Here is a 21983-nt window from a genome sequence, read left to right as displayed (position 1 = left end):
TGTGGGAAGAGCAGGATTCGAACCTGCGAAGGTTTCCCAACGGATTTACAGTCCGTCCTCGTTGGCCGCTTGAGTATCTTCCCGTATCGAACGACGGCTGCAAATATAGAAAGTGCAGCCGTCTCCACCAATGGAAATCGCGCTTTTATGCCAGTTATTTTCTAATGGCTTCACAATGAAGCATAAAAAAATCCCCAAACGGGGATTTTCGTATTAAAAAGGTGTGGTATTTACTTATCCAGCAGCGACGCGACCTTTGCACGCAGCTCTTCGCCCCGCAGGTTGACCGCGATAATGGTGCCTTTTTCGTCCAAAAGGAAGGTGGCCGGAATACTCTGAACATGGTAGTCTTTCGCAATCGGGTCGTCCCAAAACATCAGGTTTGACACATGTGTCCAGGTGAGGCCGTCTTTTTCGATGGCACCTTTCCACGCAGCGTCCTGTCCCGGACGATCCAGTGAGATGCTGATAATGTTGAGTCCTTTGGCATGGTAATCAGCATACAGCTTCACGACATTCGGGTTCTCCCGCCGGCAAGGGCCACACCACGAGGCCCAGAAGTCCACCAACGTGACTTTACCGAGCGACTCCTTCAGCGAGACTTGTTTGCCATCTGGCGAAACTGCCGAAAAGGCCGGTGCGAGGTCGCCCACGTTTACCGAATGATAGTCATTGATCCGTTTTTGCAATGCCTGCCCTTGTTTCGTGTTCTTCAATTTGGCATCGAGCAGTGCAAAGTCGCTTTTGATCTTCGCAATGTCAACGGTGGGGTTATTGAACATGTTGTCAATAAGCAACAGCGACAAAAAAGACGTCGGGTTTTTTGCCGGATACGTCGTCGAAAGGGTAATCATTTCCTGCTGGAAACCGTTGAATTTCCGAATGAGTCCGTTCACCGTCGCCGTATCGTTCTTCGATTGCGCTTCCTGGAAGACGGTATTGTTCGCCTGCTGGAACTCCATCGCTTTCCGCTGGATTTTCATCGCCGTCGAGTTGAACTTCTGCAATTCCACATTGCTTTTGGTTCCACCCACGCGGCTTTTCCCTATACTGTCTTTGTAGAGGGTGAGTTCGATCGCGCCTTCTTCCAGCACGAACGCCACTTTCCCCTGTATCCCTTCGACTTCTACAAAATGGATGGAAGGTTCGGTCGCCACGCCTTTCAGCGTGAATTTTCCTCCTGTTACCTTTGCCGAATCAATCCTGACCGTTCCTTTTTCCGGCTGCTGCAACTGCAGGTATACTTTCTTTCCATCGGCTATACCCGTCGCGGTTCCGGTGATGGTAAATTCATTCTTGAGCCACGCCCTGAAAGAGAAGAGGGTAGCAGACAGCGCGAGTAGAAAAAGGATTCGTTTCATAAATGGTGATTATTTTGTCGCCCCCAGGAGTTCCGCCACTTTCGCGCGAAGTTCCTCTCCATGCAGGTCTTTTGCTACAATCATACCCTTAGCATCCAATACGATGATCGTCGGGATACTGCGAAGGGCATACATACGCGCCACCGGATCTTCCCATGATTTCAGGTTGGAAAGGTCGGTCCAGGTGCGTTTATCGGTTTCGATGGCCTTTAACCAGGCGGCTTTGTCCCCGTCCAGTGAAACACCTACTATGTTGAGTCCGGCCGAGTGGAACTCGTTATACAACGAAACCATGGCAGGGGCTTCTTTGCGGCAAGGCGGGCACCATGAAGCCCAGAAGTCAACGATCGTCACTTTACCGAGTGATGAATAAAGCGATACCTCCTGTCCGGCTGCATTCTTTGCTTTGAAATCCGGGGCCTTGTGGCCTACAGAGGTGTTCTTTTGCGCTTCGAGGTCTTTTTTATACCGGTCAATCGCTTTCTTGATTCTTTTTCCTTCCTGGGTTTCCTTCAAGGCAGCATCAAGGTTGTTATAGCTCTTCTCGATAAACGGCATTTCCTTTTCACCCGCGCTCAGGAACTGGGTCAGCAACAGCACCGAAATAAACGCCTTCGGATTCGATTTAACCTGCTCTTTGGCCAGCTTCTCATGCTCTTTATACATTTTCTGTCCCTCTGCCTGAATCTGGTTGACCGTAACCGTATCTTTCTTGCTCATGGCTTCCTGGTAACGGGCCATGTTCTGCTTGGCGAACGCCTGTTGCTTGTTACGTATCTTGATGTCTTTATCAAGATAAGCAGCCAGTTCGTCGTTATTGAACGTGCCCGACACACGGCTTTTGTAGATGGTGTCTTTGTCAAGCGTCACCTTGATGTCGCCAGGTTCAAGGATCAATACAGCACCGCCCGAAGGGTTATCCTTGAGGGTCAATTGGTGAAGGCCCGGACCTTCGGTTTCGCCTTCGAAGTTGAATTTGCCGTCTTTCACTTTGACGGTATCAAGGCGTACAATGCCCGTTGAGTCTTGTTTTTGTAATACGATTTCCGTTCCGTCTTTGACGCCCTTGGCCTCACCTTCGATGGTGTATCCGTTTTTGTTACATGATACGATCAATAGTGATCCAAACAGCGCCAGAATTAAATGTCTCATCAGTTTTTATTTGGTTTTAGTGTGTGCAAAAATAGCCTAAATCACTCAGGATAAGGTATACTTTAACCTATTTTTGGGCGTCGTCAGTTGCCCGAACTACAGGTGAAAGCGGTAAGCGGAACGCCCGCCTGTCGGATGCCTGAAATGCCTTTCTCGACGTTGGTAAAATGGTGGATGCCACGTGCTTTTAAAATCGATCCCATGATGACCGAGCGATAACCACCGGCGCAATGCAGGTAAAATGGCGTATCCGGAATGTCGGAAAGTCGCTCGTTCACCGTATCCAGCGGCAGGTTGTGGGCCCCTTCTACGTGCTCGGCTTCGAATTCGCCGGGTTTGCGAGCATCCACAATTACAGTGTCAGGCGTAAGGGCCGACGCAAACGCATCCGGTGATACCGAATCCATGGTGTCGGTTTCGTAGCCTGCTGATTTCCAGTTATCGATGCCTCCTTCCAGATAGCCCAGTACGTGATCAAATCCAACACGTGACAAACGTGTCAGGGTTTCTTCTTCCCGTCCTTCTGGGATAATCAGTAACAGCGGCTGGCGCACATCCCGAACCAAGGCGCCTACCCAGGGGGCAAATCCGCCTTGTATCCCTATAAAAATCGAACCGGGAATGTGGCCGGCAACAAAGTCGTTTTCATGGCGCACGTCAAGCAAAAGGGCTTCCTCCTGTTCCGCAAGATGGCGGAAGGCTTCGGCCGGCAACGCTTTTTTCCCCGAACGCAACACCTCGTCAAGGCTGTCATAGCCTTCGATGTTGAGGCGTACATTCTGGGGGAAATAAGCCGGCGGCGCTCCCAATCCGTCCAACAACTCGGCGATGAACTCGGCCTTTGTCATATCGGCGCGCAACGCATAGTTGGTTTTCTTTTGGTTGCCCAGTGTATCGGTGGTTTCCTTACTCATATTCTTACCACAGGCGCTGCCCGCACCGTGGCTCGGATACACCGTCAGGTCATCCGGCAAGGGCATGATCCGGTTGCGGAGGCTGTCGTAAAGCAGTCCGGCGAGTTTTTCCTGGGTGAGGTCGTCTGACAAGGCCTGCGCCAGGTCGGGTCGGCCCACATCACCAATGAATAACGTATCGCCTGTAATGATCCCTTTCATCGTGCCGTTTTCGTCTGAAAGCAGGTAACAGGTACTCTCAAGGGTGTGCCCCGGTGTGTGCAGGGCCTTCACCGTATACGCCCCCACTTTGAATTCCTGTCCGTCGGCAGCAATCAGCGCGTCGAACTTCGGTTGGGCCGTGGGGCCATATACAATCGTTCCGCCACTCTTGTGTGCCAGGTCGAGATGACCCGAGACAAAATCAGCGTGGAAGTGCGTCTCAAAGATGTATTTGATGGTCGCGCCGTCTTTGGCCGCGCGGTCTAAATAGGGCTGTACCTCGCGCAGCGGATCGAAAATGGCGGCCTCGCCTTCACTTTCGAGGTAATACGCTGCCTGCGCCAGGCACCCGGTATAAATCTGTTCGATTTTCATCGTCTAGGGTTTCCGCAAAGTTAGGCAGAAAAAAGCGAATAGCCGGCTTACGACGCGTTGCTGACTTTACGGTACGGGAAGTTACGAAGGATGTGTCGTTTCGCGAACCGCGCGGGCGAATCGGCGTTGATCATCTTGATATACGTCGCCTTTGGTACGCTTATGTACTCATACGTAATGCCATTATCGAAGGTGATTTCCAATCGCACGTTCTCGTATTTATAGTCGATGATGGTTTGGTTGGTAACCGTCGCCTCAAACTCCGGCTTTTCGGCTTCCAGCGTAGCCGGGTTGATCGACACCAGGAAATGGTAGGCTTCGATGACCTCGCGGCTGCGCAATTCGGCCGCCTCTTTCTCGGTTTCGTCATGCTGAAAACGGTCAGGATGACAGGCTTTCATCTCGTCGCGGTAGATTTTCTTCAGTTCGGCCAACGTCACGGTTGCGTCGACGCCCAATAGCCTGCGGTATTCACCGATCTTTTTCATGCGTTTTAATTTCGCGCAAAAGTAAGGCATACAAGAACATAACAAAGACGACTTCGAAAGTTAAATTTTCAACTACTTCGATTGAAGGTGTACCTTTGCCGGGTAATCATTCTGGCATGAAGCGCATTTTACTGCTTATTTTCGGGGTTTTCTCCGTCTCTTCCGTTTTTTCCCAAGTCGTCATCAACGAGCTTGACACCGACACGCCCGGTACCGACACCGCAGAATTCGTCGAATTGAAGTCGGCCACGCCCAATTTTCCACTTGACGGCTACGTACTCGTGCTGATGAACGGCGGGTCGGGCGGTAGTTCTGATGTATATTATACGATGGATTTGGATGGGCTCGTAACCGACGTAAACGGACTCATCGTCATCGGATGCTCAGCCACATCGCCGGTTCCCCAGCAGTATTTTCCCTATGATAGCCTGATGCAGAACGGCGCCGATGCCATCGGGATTTACCTCGGCAACCCATCTAATTTTCCATATGGATCGGCCGCCACATCCAACAACCTTATATCAGGGTTGATTTACGAGACGAACGATCCCGATGCCACTACGCTCATGACGGCTTTGGGCATCAACGTGCAATACGACGAGAATGCGAACAACAGCCCGACCACCCAGTCCATACAACGCAAAACCGACGGCACCTATGAAGTGAAAGCCCCGACACCCGGCGCGAACAATGACGGAACCGGCGTGCTGTTCAATGGCATTACGGTGTCGACTACGGCAACCGAACTAGGAGAAGGACAGACAATGGTCGTTACCTTTACAGCCCAATCACCGGTAGCCTCAAACGTGACGATCAATTTTGGACTGGCGAATGGGACGTTTACGACGGCTGATTTTACCGGACTTACGACGGTTACGATCCCATCCGGACTTACCACGGCTTCGACGAATATTATCCTGACGGATGATACGCTGAATGAAGGGGATGAGCAATTACTGATTAATGTCGCGCCGCTTCCGGTCGGCTACGTGCGGTTGAATACCAACCTCAGTCTTTGGGTCATCGACAACGACTACACAGTTGCTGCCTGGGGCACGCCCGTGAATCCGACATACGGACTCGTGGCCTCAACGGCACCCGCGGGTTATTATAACTCCCTCAACGGTAAAAGTGGTGCCCAGCTTAAACAGGCTATCCAGGATATCATTGCCAATCCGGCCACGGTGCATGCGCAGAATTATGGCGATGTGACCGACATCCTGAAGGAAGCCGACCAGAACCCGCTGAACAGCAACCAGGTGTGGCTGATGTATGTTGAACAACCACGCGCCAAATACAAATTCCAGAGTACGGCCAGCAATACCGGCTCCTGGAACCGCGAACACATCTTCCCTCAGTCGCGTGGCGGCTTCAGCGATGGCACGAATTCAGTGGCGGATGGCATCGACAACTGGGCGACCACCAATGCCGATGATATCGATGCCGGCCATGGCGACGCGCATCACATCCGGGCAGAAGACGGTCCGGAAAACAGTTCGCGTAACAACCGCGATTATGGACTTAACGATTACAACGGCCCGACCGGAACACTGGGAAGCTGGCACGGAGACGTAGCCCGAGCCTTGTTTTACATGGCCTGCCGTTACAACGCATTGAGCCTTTCGAATGGCAATTTACCGGATTCCACCGTGGGATCCATTGGTGATTTGGCGACACTTTTGGCCTGGAATACATCCGACCCCGCCGACGACTTCGAAATGCACCACAACAATGTGGTCTATACCTGGCAGAACAACCGGAATCCTTTTGTGGATATGCCGGCACTGGCGAGTTATGTCTTTGGCAGCAATTTCGGGCAGGTATGGAACAATAGCCTGGCACTTCCCGACACCGAAACAGTTAGTGTTGTCGTACGTCCCAACCCGGCCCGGGAATCCGTCACGATTTCTGGCGTAGCATCCGGTACGGTTGCGGTGTATTCGATGACGGGCGTAAAGGTGATGGAGACGACGTTTGTGGGCGATCGTCCGGTAGCCTTGACGTTGCCTTCGGGTATCTATCTGGCTACCATCGCGTCGGACGGAGGTACGGTTACGAAAAAACTCGTCGTCCGTTAATCAATCGTCATCGATTTCAATTTCGCCCGATACGCCTCCAACGCCTCGTATTTGGCGATGATGCCCACATATTTACCCTCCCTGACGACGGGAAGGTAGGCGATTTTTCCGCTTTCAAACCGGTTCATCACCGTTTCCATGCTGTCATCAGGCGATACGATCTCGGGAGACGGTCGCATCACTTCCTCAATCGAGGTATACTTTACCTTGAAATTACTGAAGATAATCTCGCGGATGTCGTTGAAATAGATCATGCCGAGAAGATTTCGTTCCCCATCTATGACGGCAAACACGACCTGGTCGGTATGCGAGATCAGGTCGACCAGTTTTTCCAGATTGTCGGCGGGCGACAGCGTCAGGTAATCGGTATGTACGATCTGTGCCACATCGAGTGTCGTAAGTACATTACGGTCTTTATTGCTCGTAAATGCCTGGCCTTTCTTGACCAAATGCTTGATGTCCATCGAATGCCGTTCGAAGCGTTTGGAAACCGCCAGGCTGATTGACGATACAATCATCAGAGGAATCATCAGGCTATAGCCACCCGTGATTTCGGCAATAAGGAAGATGGCCGTCAGCGGGGCATGGAAGAGTCCCGACAAAATGCCCGCCATACCGACCATCGTAAAGTTACTGACCGGTACCTTGACCAATCCGGTCATATTGAGCAGGCTCGCGAAAAAGAAACCGCTATACGAACCCAGGAAAAGCGAAGGGGCAAAGTTACCACCATTTCCGCCCGAGCCCAGTGTGAGTCCCGTGGCAAAGGCTTTCATTAATACGGTCAGCCCCACAAACACCAACAGCACCCACCGGTTGTCACGGAAGTCGGAGAAAAGCGTGTTCTCAAGCAATTGTCCGGGGTCGGTATCCGACAGCACCTTGATGCTTTCATAGCCTTCCCCAAACAGGGTAGGAAAGAGGAAAATAATCGCGGCCAACAACGACGAACCCAATAAAGCCTTCCGATACGGATTGCCTTTCAACTTGCTGAAGAAGTGTTCGACGCGGGTGAAATTCCGCATGTAATACACAGAAATGAACCCGGTTAGCAAGCCTAGCACGACATAAAAGGGAATGTTGTGGTAATCAAATTCCTGCCGTTGCCGAAACGACAACAGTATGGTTTCGTCCAGCACCAACTGCGAAACCAGCGCACCGGTGGCAGCGGCAATCATGATAGGGGTGAAGGCCGCGATACTGACATCGACCAGCAGCACTTCCACTGCAAACAACACCCCGGCGATCGGCGCGTTGAAGGCCGCCGCAATTCCCGCCGCCACGCCACAACCAATCAGGATCGTGCGGTCTTTGTAGTTGAGTTTGTACTGCTGCGCATAGTTCGAACCGAAGGCCGCTCCGGTAATCACGATAGGGCTCTCAAGTCCGGCCGAACCACCCAGTCCCACCGTGAGGGAACTGGTCACGATCTGCGCATACATTTGTTTCTTCGGGATGATTCCCGCTTTTTTGGCGACGGCATACAAGATCTGCGACGTACCTTTTTCAATGGAACCGTTCAGCACTTTACGCACCACCCAAACCGTGAGCAGGATGCCCACCACAGGCAGGATACTATTGATGAAACTCAACTTCAGGATGCCGTTGATATACGTAGCAAAGGAAAAAACCCCGTGGGCAAACGTCTTCAGCACCATCACAGCCAGTGCCGCCGACAGACCGACCAACACGCTCGACAGAAAAATGAACTGCTTCGGCGTGAACCTTAATTTGGCCCAGACGATGAAGAATTCAAATTGATGAAGCAACTTTCGTAACACAGATTTTTTTCAATTAACAGTTAACAATGAACGATGAACAATGAACAATGAACGATGAGCCAAGAACCAAGAACCAAGAACCAAGAACCAAGAACCAAGAACCAAGAACCCTCAACTATGAACCATGAACTCCCAACCCTCCTTCAAAACCCCGCCGCCGCGTCATCCCCCCTACGATCGGCACCGGCTTCCAGTTGTCCGTCAGGTTGCACCAGAATGGCATCAACCTTGCCGATAACCGGCGCACTCTTCTCATTGATTTTATAGCCTTTCGCTGTCAGGGCGTCAAGGGTTTCACGTTGGAATTTACCCGGTTCGACCATGATTTCATCCGGCAGCCATTGGTGGTGGAAGCGGGGCTGGTTGACGGCCTGTTGCATGTTCATCCCCCAGACGCACACATCCAGCAGTACCTGTAGCACAGAGGTGATAATGGTAGAGCCGCCCGGCGTTCCCAATACCATCAGCAGTTTGCCCTTTCGCTCCACAATGGTCGGAGTCATCGAACTCAGCATGCGCTTACCCGGCGCAATGGCATTGGCTTCCGCGCCCACCAATCCGTAAGAATTCGGCACACCGGGTTTTGAACTGAAATCGTCCATTTCATTGTTTAAGAAAAAGCCGAGTTCGTCGCTGTACAGTTTACTGCCGAACGCCCCGTTGAGCGTCGTGGTCACCGCCACGGCATTGCCTTCGGCGTCGACAATCGAGTAATGGGTAGTTTCATTGCTTTCGGAAATCGTGATTGCGCCGTGTGCCACTTCAGCAGAAGGCGTAGCGCGCTGCGGGTCGAACGACTTCATACGGTTTTTCAGGTATTTCGGATCGAGCAGTTCGGTCTGCGGAATCGTGACAAAATCAGGATCACCCAGAAAGTGGTTGCGATCGGCATAGGCGCGTCGTTCGGCTTCCGTGATTAGGGCCATGGCCTCCGGGCTGTTCGGAAGGTATTTTTCCAACGGATACGGTTCCAGCATCTTCAGTATCTGCGCCAGCGTAATGCCTCCGCTTGACGGCGGCGACATCGAAATAACTTTGACATTCTTATAGGTGAACACCACCGGCGTCCGCCATTTTGCCTCATACGCGGCCAGGTCTTCCAATGTGACAATACCGCCCTTTGACTGGAGGAACGCCACCATTTTCTGTGCCGTTTCCTTTTTATAGAATTCGTCACGGCCGTTTTGGAGGATGCGTCTCAGCGTAGCTGCCAACGCCGGATATTTCAACGTATCCCCGGCGATGTAATTCTGTGCCATATAACAATCCGGTCCGCTCGCGCGTACGATGGCGTTCTGGTGGGTGACAAGTTGTTTTTCCTGGTTTTCAGTAATGATTACGCCTTTTTCCGCCAACGCGATAACGGGTTCGAAAAGGTCGCGCAGGGGCAACTTCCCGAACCGCTCGTGTACGGCGAAAATACCGGCGATCGTACCCGGAACGCCTACCGCCAACGCGCCTTCCGTGCTCTTGCCCGGAATAACGTTGCCACTGGCGTCGAGGTACATATCCCGTTGGGCGGCCATCGGGGCTTTCTCGCGGTAGTCAAGGGCACCTGTCTCGCCATTCGCTTTTCGGAAGACCAGGAATCCACCGCCGCCCAGGTTGCCGGCATACGGATACGCCACGGCCAGGGCCAGTTCGGTTGCGACCATGGCATCGAAGGCATTGCCCCCCTTTCGCATGACGGCTGCGCCGATTTCCGAGGCTTCTTTGCGGGCCGACACGACCATGGCATGTGGTTTCACGAGTCCGGTTTGACCGTAGACAGACAGTGTGGTCAGTAAAAGAGCGACAACGACACGCCTCATAACAGGGGTAATTTTTGGCGACAGAAGGTACGGAGTTCTTCGAAGAAAACCCGGAATTCCGCGCCAAATTCCTCGTAATATTCCAGCAATTCCCCCACGCAGTCCCGCATGCCCGATACGTTTCCGGTTCGATGGTCCATTTGTGTCATGATGCGGGCGATCCCGTCGACATCGCGGTACGACAGCAGCCAATTGTGCCGGATCATGGGCGGCATCATATCGCGGGTGCGGTCGGTCAGCAGGTCGTAATGCCGCTCAAGGTTATCATAGAATCGGGCCACAAAATCCTCCAGCGGTTGGGTGGAATACAACGCCCAGTTGTGTGCGAGGAAATGATCGTAAAACACATCGACGATCACACCGGCATAATGGTGGTACTGGCTGTGGAGGCGTTTGGTGCTTTCGCGGAAAATGGGATGTGCGTCGGTGAAGGTGTCGATTTCACGATGCAACAGGATGCCTGTCCGAACGTCGGGAGGGAACTCGTCGTACCGCTTCCCGCGGATGCCGTCGGCCATCAGGTTGCCGATCTGCACCAACTCATTATCGCCGGAAAGATAGATATGGGCGAGGAAATTCATGGAGGCGGTTTCCTCAAAGATACGAAGCCGCTTTCAATCCGGCAATCGGTTTCAGCGGATCACTACTTTTTGCGTGGTAGTTCCAGAAGGCGTCGTTACGTTGAAAAGGTAAACACCGGTGGAAAGGCCAGAGACGTCAAGGTGTTCGGTTTCCTCAACCGATTGTGAACGGATCACGCGGCCCGTCAGGTCGCAGATCGAGAGGGAGGCCTTCGTTGCGTTGCGAACGTTAAGATCGACAAAGTCAGTGGCAGGGTTTGGGGAGATCGATACAATCGGTTTTACGAAATCAATTGTCGACAGTGATTGAGAGTTGTAGTAGGCCACATTCCCAGTAGGTGAAGTAACGGCCAATTCGTAAACCGCCTGTGGGCAGCCACACAAAGGAGAAATATCCGTGAGCGTATAATAATATTGTCCTATTGGATAATAGGTCGATTCATACAAGTTGTTGAATGCGTTGTCAGTGGGGTTCATGCAGCCGGGCTGCAACCAGGCAACCGGACCAAGGAGAAACGACGCGTCATTATTGAATGTCAACTGGCCAATACCAGGCTGGCATGCGCCGGTGGCCAATTCCATACCGCTGGGACGTTGCGTAAAATCTAGATGAACGCCATACGTTTGAAAAGTGGGTGTTGGATATACATCTGACCCATTGGCGTTGATGTGATGAAGTTTCCAGTCGCTGGAAAGCAGGATGTAGATATCCGGCGGCAATGCTGTGGACTTAAAATACAGCTTATTTCCTGCGGGATTTATCATGACTAACATCCAGTTTTCAGGTCCGTCTGATACGATTTCATAGTCAAATGTAGTAGACGGAACCGTAAAGAAAGAGGTATAGCTCGTTTCAAACGCGGCATCCTCGGGCGAGTTACAGCCCATTCCATACCAGCCCCAACTGGATGAAAACGTCAGCTGGTTATCTGACGGAAAAGAGACATATCCCGTCCGCTGCTTACACGCCACGGTCCAGGCATAAAAAGAGGGGCCATCCCCCGATTGAACGCTGAATTGGATGTCCGCCAGGGGTCCGGACGTCGGCGCCGGATAGTCGATTCCTTCGATTTGCATATGATCCAAATACCATTCATTTGCGAATAGCGTCACATTCTGCGCCTTGCAAATAACGAATGCAGCCAAAAGAGCGATGGAGAAGTGTTTTTTCATGCCCACTGTGTTTACGACTAAAGTACATTTTTTTCTAACTCAGCGACGTTGTTACCGGATGGCTGTAGTTCGATTGCCTTGGGTACTTAATCCGTTTTAGCGGATCAGCACTTTTTGCGTCGCGGTTCCGGAAGGCGTCGTCACCGAAAACAGGTAACATCCCCCAGACAGACGGCTGACATCGACCCGTTCGGCGGCGGAAACGTGTTGCGACTGGCACTTTCTTCCGGTTAGGTCATAGACAGCTAACGCCCCGCTTTGACCGCCCGATAACGTAACATCCACATAGGAAGTTGCCGGATTTGGCGTTACGGCAAGGCCTTGGCGCACAGACGAATCGGTACCCGCAAAATAAGCGCCATATTGCGCCTGGTCGCCATTGGGCGCCGTTACCAAAAGGGTGGGGTAATCGCCCAGGTAGACGATAGAGTAGGTGTAGGCTGTGGGCGTTTCGCCTGCCTGCATGAAAAACGAAAAGTACAGGCCTTCAAAAAACATGTTCTCCCCATAATTGCAGAGACTCAGCGTGGTGTAAATCGGCTGCACGAGCGTAAACGAGCTGTCGTCGACCGAGGCACAGTTTCCGAATAGCAGATTGCAGAGATCCGTTTCCATCATATAATTCCCCTCTGTTTCCATAAACCAAAAAGCGGCGGGATTAGCTTCGTCATTGTCAGGCACCCCATACGAGATACCTCCTATCGTAAGAGTGGTCAATTGCCATTGCGTTCCTACTAAGACTTGTTGCTGTGCCACGCTGAGGGTAGCGGACACTAAAAAGGCAAGGAGGTAGAAGTGTCTCATACAGACGAATTTTCGACTAAGTTACGAAATGGTTACGTTCATCGGCTATGTGTCGGCGGAAATTAGGGCTTTCCTGTATCTTTGCCGAAAACACCAGCATATGACCCTGATCAAATCCATTTCCGGCATTCGTGGCACCATTGGCGGCGCACCGGGCGATAACCTCACACCCGTGGATGCGGTGAAATTCGCATCCGCCTATGGGACCTTCCTGAAACAACACGTCCAAAAAGAAAAGCTGACCGTGGTGATCGGCCGCGATGCCCGTATCTCCGGACCGATGATCCATCAACTGGTGGCGAATACGCTGATCGGACTCGGGATCGACGTAATTGATCTGGGACTGTCAACCACGCCTACCGTTGAGGTAGCCGTGCCGCTTGAGAAGGCCGACGGTGGTATCATCCTTACCGCTTCCCATAACCCGAAACAATGGAATGCCTTAAAGCTTCTGAACGCCAAAGGCGAATTCCTGTCAGGTGCCGACGGAGCGAAGATATTGGAGATTGCCGAGAACGATGCGTTCGCATTCGCATCCGTAGACGATCTCGGCACAATCACCGAAAATGACGCGTATATGGACATCCACATTGACGAAGTCCTCAACCTGCCCTTGGTCGATGCCGAAGCAGTGAAGGCGGCTAATTTCAAGGTGGTGGTCGATGGCGTCAACTCATCAGGGGGTATTATCATCCCGAAATTACTCGAACAGATGGGCGTTGAATGTGTCAAATTGTATTGTACGCCCGACGGTCACTTCCCCCACAATCCAGAACCACTGAAAGAACACCTGGGCGACATCTTCCGGTTGGTAGTGGAGGAAAAAGCCGATTTTGGTATTGTGGTCGATCCGGATGTCGACCGACTCGCGTTTATCAGCGAAGACGGCGAAATGTTTGGGGAAGAATATACGCTGGTGGCCGTGGCGGATTATGTGTTGTCTAAAACGCCTGGCAATACCGTCTCGAATATGTCGTCTTCCCGGGCGCTTCGCGATATCACCCTGAAACACGGTGGCTCATATGAGGCAAGTGCCGTTGGCGAAGTCAATGTAGTCGAACTGATGAAGAAAAACAACGCCGTGATTGGGGGAGAAGGTAATGGGGGCATCATCTATCCGGAACTTCATTACGGACGTGACAGCCTCGTGGGCGTGGCCTTATTCCTCACACACCTGGCGAATAACAAAATGAAGGTGTCAGAACTTCGGGCATCGTATCCGCAGTATTTTATGAGTAAAAACAAAATCGAGCTGACACCGGAATTGGACGTTGATGCCATCCTTGAGGAGATGCTTCGTAAGTACTCCCACGAGACGTTTTCAACCATTGACGGGGTAAAGATCGACTTTGCGGATTCGTGGGTACACCTGCGGAAATCCAACACCGAGCCTATCATCCGGATCTATACCGAAGCCGGAACACAGGCGGCGGCCGATGCACTGGCGGAGAAGGTGTTGAAGGAAATCGCGGACATCGCGGGGATATAAATTAAAAGCGACCTTATTGGTCGCTTTTCTTTTACTCGTCATTCAAGAACTCTTGATTAGAAAGGACTGAAGAAAGGACTTATCGTACCCTTTGCAACAATGGTCGGACTTATGTTGTCAATGTCAGCCAATGAAACCGAGTTAAATTCGAGTCGGAATTGATTGTTACCTAAATCTTTTACTTTCAATGTGCCCTGTGCCGGAGTCGAATCATAGGCCAATTCAGGTGTTTCAAAACTAACCGTTGCTTTACCGGCCATAATAGTATTGCTAATTGCGTACGTTCCGTCTATACCTGTCGCGGTATTGTAACTTACCTCTAGCTCCAGATAAGAAGGAGAAGTCATACTACCCAGTATGAGACTGAAATAGCGGACAGAAACATCTGTGCCGGCTTCAACATCCGTTGTATTGTAAAGTAGAACATCTGTGTTAGTAGACGGCGTGAACGTACTGCTTCCAATTTTTAGTGATCCACTTCCTCCGCCATCATCATCACTGCTGCAGGAAGAAACGGTTGTCATAGCAGCGATAGCTACAAAGAGATAAAGAATTTTTTTCATGAGTTTGATTTGTTTTAGTTATCGGAGGCAAAACTATATAATTATTGAACTTCTTACATTATTTGATTTACTTTTCATGTTTTTATTCAAAAAACGGAGATAATCTACTTTTTTCATATTACTAACGTTCATACAGCATGTGTTTTTAATAAAAATGCAATTAAAATTAGAATTTGCAGGTTCGTTAATCCCGAGATGCAACCTTTTGAATGCTATTCGGGCTAAGAAAATAAATCCGTACTTTTGGACATTCTCAAAAAAATCCGGGTATGATTGCCGATACTGCACTTTCCGTTGAACTCGAAGCCTATTTCAATCGATTTCGCCAACACATTGTGGGCATCGGGCAGGAATTTGACTCCCCTTTCGGAACGCGTCGCATCATTTATACCGACTGGACCGCCTCCGGACGCCTGTATCGTCCGATCGAAGAGAAAATACTGAATGAATTCGGCCCCTTCGTAGCCAATACCCACACCGAGACGACCGTATCCGGAACCGCCATGACCCTGGCCTATCATGAAGCGCGCGACATCATCAAACGCCACGTCAACGCCGGATCCGATGACGTCCTGATCACCTATGGAACCGGCATGACGGGAGTCGTCAATAAGTTCCAACGGATTCTGGGCCTGCGCTTACCCGAACACCTGAAAGCGACCGTGCCGCCGACCGAACGGCCGGTGGTGTTCATTTCCCACATGGAGCACCATTCGAATCAAACCTCCTGGCTGGAGACAACGGCCGATGTAGTGGTGGTCCCATCGTGTCCGGAAGGACTCCTTTGCCTCGAAACCTTCGAAAACGAAGTACGCAAATACGAAGACCGCTCGCTGAAGATCGCATCGATTACCGCCTGTTCGAATGTTACGGGTATCCGGACACCGTATCACGAAGTGGCGAAAGTGATGCACCGGCATGGTGGACTCTGTTTCGTCGATTTCGCCTGTTCAGGGCCGTACGATACGATTGATATGCACCCTTCCGATCCGGAGTGTTCGTTGGATGCCATTTTCTTCTCGCCACATAAGTTCCTCGGTGGACCCGGAAGCACGGGTATCCTCGTCTTCAATCGCAAACTCTACCACAACCTCGTACCAGATAATCCGGGTGGTGGCACTGTCAGTTGGACGAACCCCTGGGGTGAACACAAATATATCAGCGATATTGAAGTCCGTGAAGACGGCGGAACCCCCGGTTTCCTGCAGGTCATCCGGGCCGCCCTTGCCATCCGGCTGAAAGAAGAAATGGGTGTCGACAAGATACACGAACGGGAAGAAAAGCTGATTTCCTACGTATTCAACGAGTTGGAGACGATTCCGAACCTAAACCTATTGGCCGGCAAACAAAAAGACCGACTGGGCATTTTTAGTTTTTACATCAACGGGCTCCACTTCAACCTTGCCGTGAAGTTGCTGAACGACCGTTTCGGTATACAGGCCAGGGGCGGTTGCAGTTGTGCCGGCACTTATGGCCACTACCTGCTGAACGTCGACCAGGAAACGTCGCACAGCCTTACGTGCATGATCGATTCAGGTGACCTTCATGAAAAACCGGGATGGGTGCGGATGTCAATCCATCCTACCACCACCAACGACGAAATCCGCTATGTGTGTGAGGCGATTCGGCAATTGGCAGCGCACCATGAAGAATGGGCGGGTGACTATCATTACGACCGGAAGTCGAACGAGTTCCGCCACCACCAGGCCGGGTCGTTTGAACGGGATTTGGTTACGCGGTGGTTTCCTGCATAACCGGCTTTTTCTTTTTACCGGTGTGCTTCCAGCGCTTGTGCGTCCAGAAGTAGAATTCCGGCGCTTCCAGTATCTGTTTCTCTACTTCCTTTAAGTATTTGGTAGTAATCTCGTAATCGCGGTACTCCCTCGGATTTTCCGCCAACGGGATAATCGTCGCTTCATAATAGCCCCGCTTCTTCTTTGTAACGCGGCAATAGGCGATGTTGAGGTTGAGTTTCTTCGCCAACATCTCCCCACCGGTGTGGATCGGAACTTCCTGCCCCATAAACGTGTCCCAGTGACGCGCCTTCGTAAGTTGGGGCGATTGGTCGCCGAGAAAACCGTAAACGGCCAGAATACCTTCTTCTTTCTGTTGGTGTAACACTTCGATGGCTTTTTGGGCCTCAATGAGTTCGGTATTGAGGCGCGCACGGATGTCGCGTACCAATTTGTCAAAACGTTGGTTTGCGATACGTTTATAGACCGCTACCGTACGATACACATGGATATGCTCGGCCATCACGATCAGCCATTCCCAACTGGCGTAATGCGCGCACATAAGGATGAGACTCCGGCCGGTTTTCTCATACTCATGGAGTAATTCGATATTGGTGTAGCGAAAACGCCGGTTCATCTCTTTGGTAGAAATGGTCAGCGTTTTGATCATTTCGAGGAACATGTCGCACATATGGGCATAAAACTTCCGTTCCACCACGCGACGTTCCGCCACCGAAAGATGGGGAAGGGCGATGTCGAGGTTTTTACGGACGGCTTTCTTCCGGTATCCGAACACACGATAGACGAAGAAGTACGTCAGGTCAGAGAGCGCGTAGAGCAAAGGAAACGGAAGGACGGAAATGCACCAAAGCAGCGGATACAGCAACCAAAAGGCGAGTAATTGCATGCAATCATAATTTGGGGCAAATATAGGTCGATTTCTTGTGAATTTCTTAAATTCCGATGTACTTAACATCTTATGTAATACCTTCGCCCGGTATGAATGAACTCCTACAACCCGCCTTACTTGTCATCATCGCCGTGACGGCTTTCGTCAGTTTCAAGGGCTTCGACGACCTTTCGTTTTTTCGCAAATATGAGTTCCACATCGGGAGCATCCGGGCCGGACAACACTATCGGATGCTGACATCCGGCTTTCTGCATGCCGACATCATGCACTTCGGATTTAACATGTTGACGTTGTATTTTTTTGCGCCCACGGTGATTTTGGAAATGGGTTCGTTCTGGTTTCTGGTGGTCTATTTTGGCAGCCTCGCTTTTGGAAGTCTGTTCACCCTCTATTTCCACAAAGATGAATACAGTTACCGGGCAATAGGGGCTTCGGGTGCCGTTACCGGCGTTCTATACTCGGCCATACTGTTCAATCCAAACGGGGACATCAACATCATGTTCATTCCCATTGATATTCCAGCCTATATATTCGGCATACTCTACCTGTTCTATTCGATTTATGGCATGCGCACCCGAACCGACAACATCGGCCACACCGCCCACTTCGGCGGCGCGGTAGGCGGCTATCTCCTGACCTTGGCACACCAACCGGATCTGGTCTCACGCCATCTACCAATCGTCGTGCTCCTCGCGGTTCCCATCGTGGTACTTTTTATTTTGGCCAAGTCGGGAAAGCTTTGAACCTGTTTACAAACCTTTAATACATATTGACTATGAAAAAGATTTTTTTAATGACCGTTCTGTTGGCTGGCGCCTCTGCCTGGGCACAACTTCCGCCACCCGTACCCCAGCAACCCGCGTTGATCACGGTGAATGGCGAGGGCAAAGTTAAAGTGGCACCCGACCAGGTAAGCATCAACGTATCGATCGAAACCAAGGGCTCGAAGGCCGCCGATGTGAAGAAGGAAAATGACAGCCGCACCGATGCGGTCGTGAAATACATCCGCAAGGCAGGCATAGCCGACGCCGACTTCCGCACCCAACGCGTGACGCTCAACGACGAGTACGATTACGAAAAGAAAAAGCACAACTACGTTGCCACACAAACCATCCGCATCCTGATCCGTGATTTGACGAAATACGACGGATTGATGGAAGGCCTTGTCGACCAGGGCGTCAACAACATTTACGGCATCGAATTCGCCTCTTCAAAAGCGGAAACCCTCAAGTCGGAAGCCCGCAAAAAAGCCATTGAAGACGCCCGGAAGAAAGCCCTCGACTTTACATCAGCCCTCGGACAGCAATTGGGTTCGGCCTTTACCGTCACCGACAATTCTCCTGTCGACTACCCGCGTCCGATGTATGAAATGCGCGCTATGGCCATGGCTAAAGATGCAATGGGCGGCAATGACACGCTGGCAGCCGGAGAGATTGAGATCAGTGCTGTGGTAAGCGTGAGTTTTATTTTGAAGTAGAAGAAGTAACTGAGTAACTGAGGAACTGAGGAATTGAGGAATTGAGTAACTGAGGAACTGAGGAACTGAGGAACTGAGAAGCGCATCTGGCGTAGAAGGGCGGCACTCTAAGATGACGTAAGGCAGGTGGGAACTCAGCAATTATGAAACTTCGATAGCGTAGAAAAGGGCGGAAGCGAGGAAATGTAAGAATACCGTAAAAGGCGAGGGTTACAGCGCAGGCTTCCGTTGCTTTACGTCTTGAACGCTCCAATAGAAAAGGGACGGTCTCCAATAGAGATCGTCCCTTTTTTGTTGGGGGTTCGTGAGTCCCTAAGTCCCTTAGTCCTTAAGTCCCTTAGTCCCTAAGTCCCTAAGTCCCTGAGTCCCTTAGTTCCTGAGTCCGTAAGTCCATGGGGCCACAATTACCGGATGGCCGAATGCCCGTAGTTCCTTAGTTCCTCTGTTCGCCAGTTCCTCAACTCCTCAGTTACTCAGTTCCTCAATTCCTCAATTCCTCAGTTCCTCCGTTCGCCAATTCCCCAGTTCCTCCATTCCTCCATTCCTCCATTCCTCCATTCCTCAGTTCCTCAGTTCCTCAGTTACTCAATTCCTCAGTTCCTCAGTTCCTCAGTTGCTCAGTTCCTCATTCCTCAGTTACTCAGTTACTCAGTTCCTCAGTTGCTCAGTTCTAAATCCTTCACTCATTTCTAAAATCCACCGACGCCGAATTCACGCAATACCGTTGTCCGGTTTCCGTCGGGCCATCATCAAAAACGTGTCCCAGGTGGCTGCCACAGGTCGCACACAGGATTTCCGTGCGGATCATCCCATGCGTTCGGTCTTGCACATACTCGATTTTACCCGGAAGCGCCTCGTCAAACGACGGCCAACCACAATGGGAATTGAACTTAGAGTCACTCGCGAAAAGCGGTTCCCCACATGCGCCACAGGCATACGTGCCCTGCTCGAAATGAAGGTTGTATTTTCCGGTATGCGGAAACTCGGTTCCCTTTTGCCTTAGGATTTTATAGCGTTCGGGGCCGAGTTGCTCCAGCCATTCGGCTTCGGTTTTTTGGATTTTGTAGGAGGAGTTCATGGTTGATAGTTGATGGTTGATGGTTGATGGTTGATGGTTGATGGTTGATGGTTGATGGTTGATGGTTCTGGGTGGTGTAGAAGATACGCAATTTTAGGAAAAAGTACGGATTTACCGTAAAACCATATGGCCTGTTTTTTGGATGTTTGGACAAGTCAAAAAATGGCCTTAACAATGAATTACACCGAACTCGAAGTATGGACCGAAGCACGGAAACTCACAACCGTTATTTATAGGCTAACTACTGTTTTTCCCAGTGAAGAACGATTCGGATTGGTCTCACAAATGCGCAGATCCACGATTTCAATCCTTTCTAACATAGCGGAAGGGTGTGGCAGAAGAACCAATAAAGACACACTCCATTTTCTCCATATGGCACGGGGTTCTCTGTACGAATTGGAAGCACAGTGTTTCGTAGCTCTTGATCTTGGCTTTATGGGAAACGAGGGATTCAATTCGGCCAGAGCGCAGATATTGCTCATAAAAAGATTACTAAGCGGTTTCATCAAGTACTTTAGGAACTTTCAATCTGCCGACCGCGGCCCCAACCCTAAACCCTGAACCCTGAACCCTGAACCCTGAACCCTGAACTATGAACTATGAACTATGAACCCTCAACCCTCAACCCTCACCTACTTCTTCCCAGCCACAAACTTTATCGACACCGAATTCGTGCAATACCGATCCCCCGTAGCCGTCGGGCCGTCGTCGAACACGTGACCGAGGTGGCCGCCGCAACGCGCACATTCCACTTCCGTACGTTTCATACCAAACGAGTTGTCTTCCAGGAAAACCACCGAGCCTTTGATCGCTTTGTCAAACGATGGCCATCCGCATTCCGACTTGAATTTCGAATCGGAGACAAACAACGGATTCCCGCAGGCAGCACACACGTACGTACCCTTCTCAAAATGCTCATTGTATTCCCCCGTAAACGGACGTTCCGTACCCTTCAGGCGCAACACATCGTATTGCTCCGGCGTGAGTTCGGCCTTCCATTGGGCGTCGGTCTTGACCACTTTCCCGTCTTTTCCAACGGCCGTCGACGGCGCCTGAGACTGCGACTGCGACTGCCCTTGGCAACTCACGGCCATAAAGGCCAACAAAATTAAAATCTGTTTCATAGCGTGTGATTAAGTATCGATTCGATTACGGTAGCGTCGCCGAGTATTTTTCGGTGACCAAGCCCCTCTGTAATCATGAGTTTTCCGTTTGGCAGATGGTCGGCGATATGATACGCACAGCCCACCGGCACTTCGTGGTCGTCCTGGTCGTGCACCACCAGCACGGGCACCTTTATTTCCTTTGCCGAGAGATACGAGGAATAGTCCTCCATGGTTTTACCCGGATACCGCCGTTCGAAATACCGCTTCATCTCCACGCTGATCTTCGGGTCAAGTTCCATCCGTTTAATGAAACCATCAAAAATATCGCCGATCACGTCACCACTGCCTACGATTGCGGCTTTTTGCACGCGAAGTCCGTCTTTTAATGCGTTCAGCACCGACATGCCGCCCAGCGAGTGGCCGACGACCACGTCAAACGGTCCGGCCTGCTTTTCCGCTTCAAAGATCGAGGCGATGAACTCAGGCATCAGCGTCGTATGGCCCGGTGAACGCCCGTGTGCAGGGGCATCGAAACTCACCACGGCAAATCCGTTTTTGCGGAAGGCATCAGCAATTTTCACCAATTGGGTACCCCGTCCTGACCAGCCGTGCACCAATAATACGCGGCGTGTGCCTTCGCCATAGCGATACAGCACGATGTCTTTTCCGATGGCTGGCACGTGTATCCGCTCTTTCACGCTTTCCGCTTCCATTCCGAGTTCGCGTTTCGGCGGACGGTGTTTCAGCGGCGTGGTGAAAAGCCGGGCACAAAAGGAAGTGGCGAGGGGAGTAGAAACCGATGCCAAAAATTTTACCGTTGCGCGGATTGGCCAAGGAATCTGCAAGGATTTTGGGACTTTAGCCGGTTTCGTTGATGTTTCCATAAATCTTTGGGAAAGGTACCAAAT

The 21983-nt window shown here is 51.2% G+C and carries 20 protein-coding genes and 1 tRNA gene; 6 read left to right on the top strand and 15 right to left on the bottom strand.

From position 1 onward, the window contains the following. Nucleotides 1-2: 2 nt before the first annotated feature. From MKO97_RS12630 to MKO97_RS12610, 5 genes are all read right to left on the bottom strand, one after another. Nucleotides 3-83: transfer RNA gene (locus MKO97_RS12630), tRNA-Tyr, on the bottom strand. A 147-nt stretch (nt 84-230) separates the two neighbouring features. Further along, on the bottom strand, nt 231-1361 hold the full coding sequence (locus MKO97_RS12625; protein ID WP_241103572.1) for a TlpA disulfide reductase family protein: 1131 nt from the start codon (nt 1359-1361) through the stop codon (nt 231-233). A 9-nt stretch (nt 1362-1370) separates the two neighbouring features. Beyond that, complete coding sequence (locus MKO97_RS12620) at nt 1371-2513, bottom strand: TlpA disulfide reductase family protein (protein WP_241103571.1); 1143 nt, start codon at nt 2511-2513, stop codon at nt 1371-1373. 83 nt (nt 2514-2596) lie between these two features. Next, a complete protein-coding gene (locus MKO97_RS12615; RefSeq protein ID WP_241103570.1) occupies nt 2597-4003 on the bottom strand; it encodes a rhodanese-like domain-containing protein in 1407 nt (468 codons plus the stop codon). 47 nt (nt 4004-4050) lie between these two features. Next, nucleotides 4051-4491: a KTSC domain-containing protein gene (locus tag MKO97_RS12610; protein ID WP_241103569.1), complete on the bottom strand. Its 441-nt coding sequence runs from the start codon at nt 4489-4491 to the stop codon at nt 4051-4053. A 116-nt stretch (nt 4492-4607) separates the two neighbouring features. On the opposite strand from MKO97_RS12610, the gene MKO97_RS12605 reads away from it, so the two are divergent. Further along, nucleotides 4608-6569 (top strand): endonuclease, encoded by a 1962-nt coding sequence (locus MKO97_RS12605; protein WP_241103568.1) that lies wholly within the window; start codon nt 4608-4610, stop codon nt 6567-6569. Here MKO97_RS12605 and MKO97_RS12600 read toward each other — a convergent pair. The 5 genes from MKO97_RS12600 to MKO97_RS12580 all read right to left on the bottom strand — a co-directional run bounded on the left by MKO97_RS12600 (nt 6566) and on the right by MKO97_RS12580 (nt 12719). Further along, nucleotides 6566-8350: a chloride channel protein gene (locus tag MKO97_RS12600; protein ID WP_241103567.1), complete on the bottom strand. Its 1785-nt coding sequence runs from the start codon at nt 8348-8350 to the stop codon at nt 6566-6568. The genes MKO97_RS12605 and MKO97_RS12600 overlap by 4 nt on opposite strands. Before the next feature lie 143 nt (nt 8351-8493). Next, on the bottom strand, nt 8494-10161 hold the full coding sequence (gene ggt, locus MKO97_RS12595) for a gamma-glutamyltransferase (protein WP_241103566.1): 1668 nt from the start codon (nt 10159-10161) through the stop codon (nt 8494-8496). Continuing rightward, the gene (locus MKO97_RS12590; protein ID WP_241103565.1) at nt 10158-10742 is read right to left on the bottom strand and encodes an ACP phosphodiesterase; all 585 of its coding nucleotides are present in this window, start codon (nt 10740-10742) and stop codon (nt 10158-10160) included. The genes ggt and MKO97_RS12590 overlap by 4 nt, the downstream gene beginning before the upstream one ends. A gap of 51 nt (nt 10743-10793) precedes the next feature. Next, complete coding sequence (locus MKO97_RS12585; protein ID WP_241103564.1) at nt 10794-11915, bottom strand: T9SS type A sorting domain-containing protein; 1122 nt, start codon at nt 11913-11915, stop codon at nt 10794-10796. Nucleotides 11916-12011: 96 nt separating this feature from the next. Beyond that, nucleotides 12012-12719: a T9SS type A sorting domain-containing protein gene (locus tag MKO97_RS12580; protein WP_241103563.1), complete on the bottom strand. Its 708-nt coding sequence runs from the start codon at nt 12717-12719 to the stop codon at nt 12012-12014. Nucleotides 12720-12819: 100 nt separating this feature from the next. On the opposite strand from MKO97_RS12580, the gene glmM reads away from it, so the two are divergent. Beyond that, on the top strand, nt 12820-14208 hold the full coding sequence (gene glmM / locus MKO97_RS12575; RefSeq protein WP_241103562.1) for a phosphoglucosamine mutase: 1389 nt from the start codon (nt 12820-12822) through the stop codon (nt 14206-14208). A gap of 56 nt (nt 14209-14264) precedes the next feature. Here glmM and MKO97_RS12570 read toward each other — a convergent pair whose 3' ends face one another. Next, the gene (locus MKO97_RS12570; protein ID WP_241103561.1) at nt 14265-14771 is read right to left on the bottom strand and encodes a hypothetical protein; all 507 of its coding nucleotides are present in this window, start codon (nt 14769-14771) and stop codon (nt 14265-14267) included. Between the two features lie 269 nt (nt 14772-15040). Here MKO97_RS12570 and MKO97_RS12565 point away from each other — a divergent pair, with 269 nt between their 5' ends. Continuing rightward, the gene (locus MKO97_RS12565) at nt 15041-16525 is read left to right on the top strand and encodes an aminotransferase class V-fold PLP-dependent enzyme (RefSeq protein ID WP_241103560.1); all 1485 of its coding nucleotides are present in this window, start codon (nt 15041-15043) and stop codon (nt 16523-16525) included. Here MKO97_RS12565 and MKO97_RS12560 read toward each other — a convergent pair. Continuing rightward, nucleotides 16503-17480, bottom strand: a complete 978-nt coding sequence (locus MKO97_RS12560) for a lysophospholipid acyltransferase family protein (protein ID WP_256463641.1) — start codon at nt 17478-17480, stop codon at nt 16503-16505. The two genes, MKO97_RS12565 and MKO97_RS12560, sit on opposite strands and share 23 nt — an antisense overlap. Before the next feature lie 23 nt (nt 17481-17503). Between MKO97_RS12560 and MKO97_RS12555 the strand changes: the two genes are divergently transcribed. Together MKO97_RS12555 and MKO97_RS12550 are read left to right on the top strand one after the other, a co-directional pair. Further along, the gene (locus MKO97_RS12555; protein ID WP_241103558.1) at nt 17504-18157 is read left to right on the top strand and encodes a rhomboid family intramembrane serine protease; all 654 of its coding nucleotides are present in this window, start codon (nt 17504-17506) and stop codon (nt 18155-18157) included. A 32-nt stretch (nt 18158-18189) separates the two neighbouring features. Continuing rightward, entirely contained in the window at nt 18190-18891 is a 702-nt protein-coding gene (locus MKO97_RS12550) for an SIMPL domain-containing protein (RefSeq protein ID WP_241103557.1), read from the top strand. Between the two features lie 679 nt (nt 18892-19570). Here MKO97_RS12550 and msrB (MKO97_RS12545) read toward each other — a convergent pair. Beyond that, a complete protein-coding gene (msrB, locus tag MKO97_RS12545; protein ID WP_241103556.1) occupies nt 19571-19969 on the bottom strand; it encodes a peptide-methionine (R)-S-oxide reductase MsrB in 399 nt (132 codons plus the stop codon). Nucleotides 19970-20095: 126 nt separating this feature from the next. On the opposite strand from msrB (MKO97_RS12545), the gene MKO97_RS12540 reads away from it, so the two are divergent. Continuing rightward, nucleotides 20096-20530, top strand: coding sequence for a four helix bundle protein (locus MKO97_RS12540; protein WP_371820402.1), 435 nt, complete (start codon nt 20096-20098; stop codon nt 20528-20530). 71 nt (nt 20531-20601) lie between these two features. Here the strand turns inward: MKO97_RS12540 and msrB (MKO97_RS12535) are convergent, their stop codons facing one another. Together msrB (MKO97_RS12535) and MKO97_RS12530 are read right to left on the bottom strand one after the other, a co-directional pair. Next, the gene (gene msrB / locus MKO97_RS12535) at nt 20602-21093 is read right to left on the bottom strand and encodes a peptide-methionine (R)-S-oxide reductase MsrB (RefSeq protein ID WP_241103555.1); all 492 of its coding nucleotides are present in this window, start codon (nt 21091-21093) and stop codon (nt 20602-20604) included. After that, the gene (locus tag MKO97_RS12530; protein WP_241103554.1) at nt 21090-21959 is read right to left on the bottom strand and encodes an alpha/beta fold hydrolase; all 870 of its coding nucleotides are present in this window, start codon (nt 21957-21959) and stop codon (nt 21090-21092) included. The genes msrB (MKO97_RS12535) and MKO97_RS12530 overlap by 4 nt, the downstream gene beginning before the upstream one ends. Nucleotides 21960-21983: the final 24 nt, after the last annotated feature.

The sequence above is a fragment of the Flavobacterium sp. HJ-32-4 genome (genome assembly GCF_022532105.1).
Classification (GTDB): Bacteria; Bacteroidota; Bacteroidia; order Flavobacteriales; family Flavobacteriaceae; genus Flavobacterium.
The sequence above is the reverse complement of the archived record's forward strand: the minus strand, read 5'-3'. Positions and strand labels throughout refer to the sequence as shown.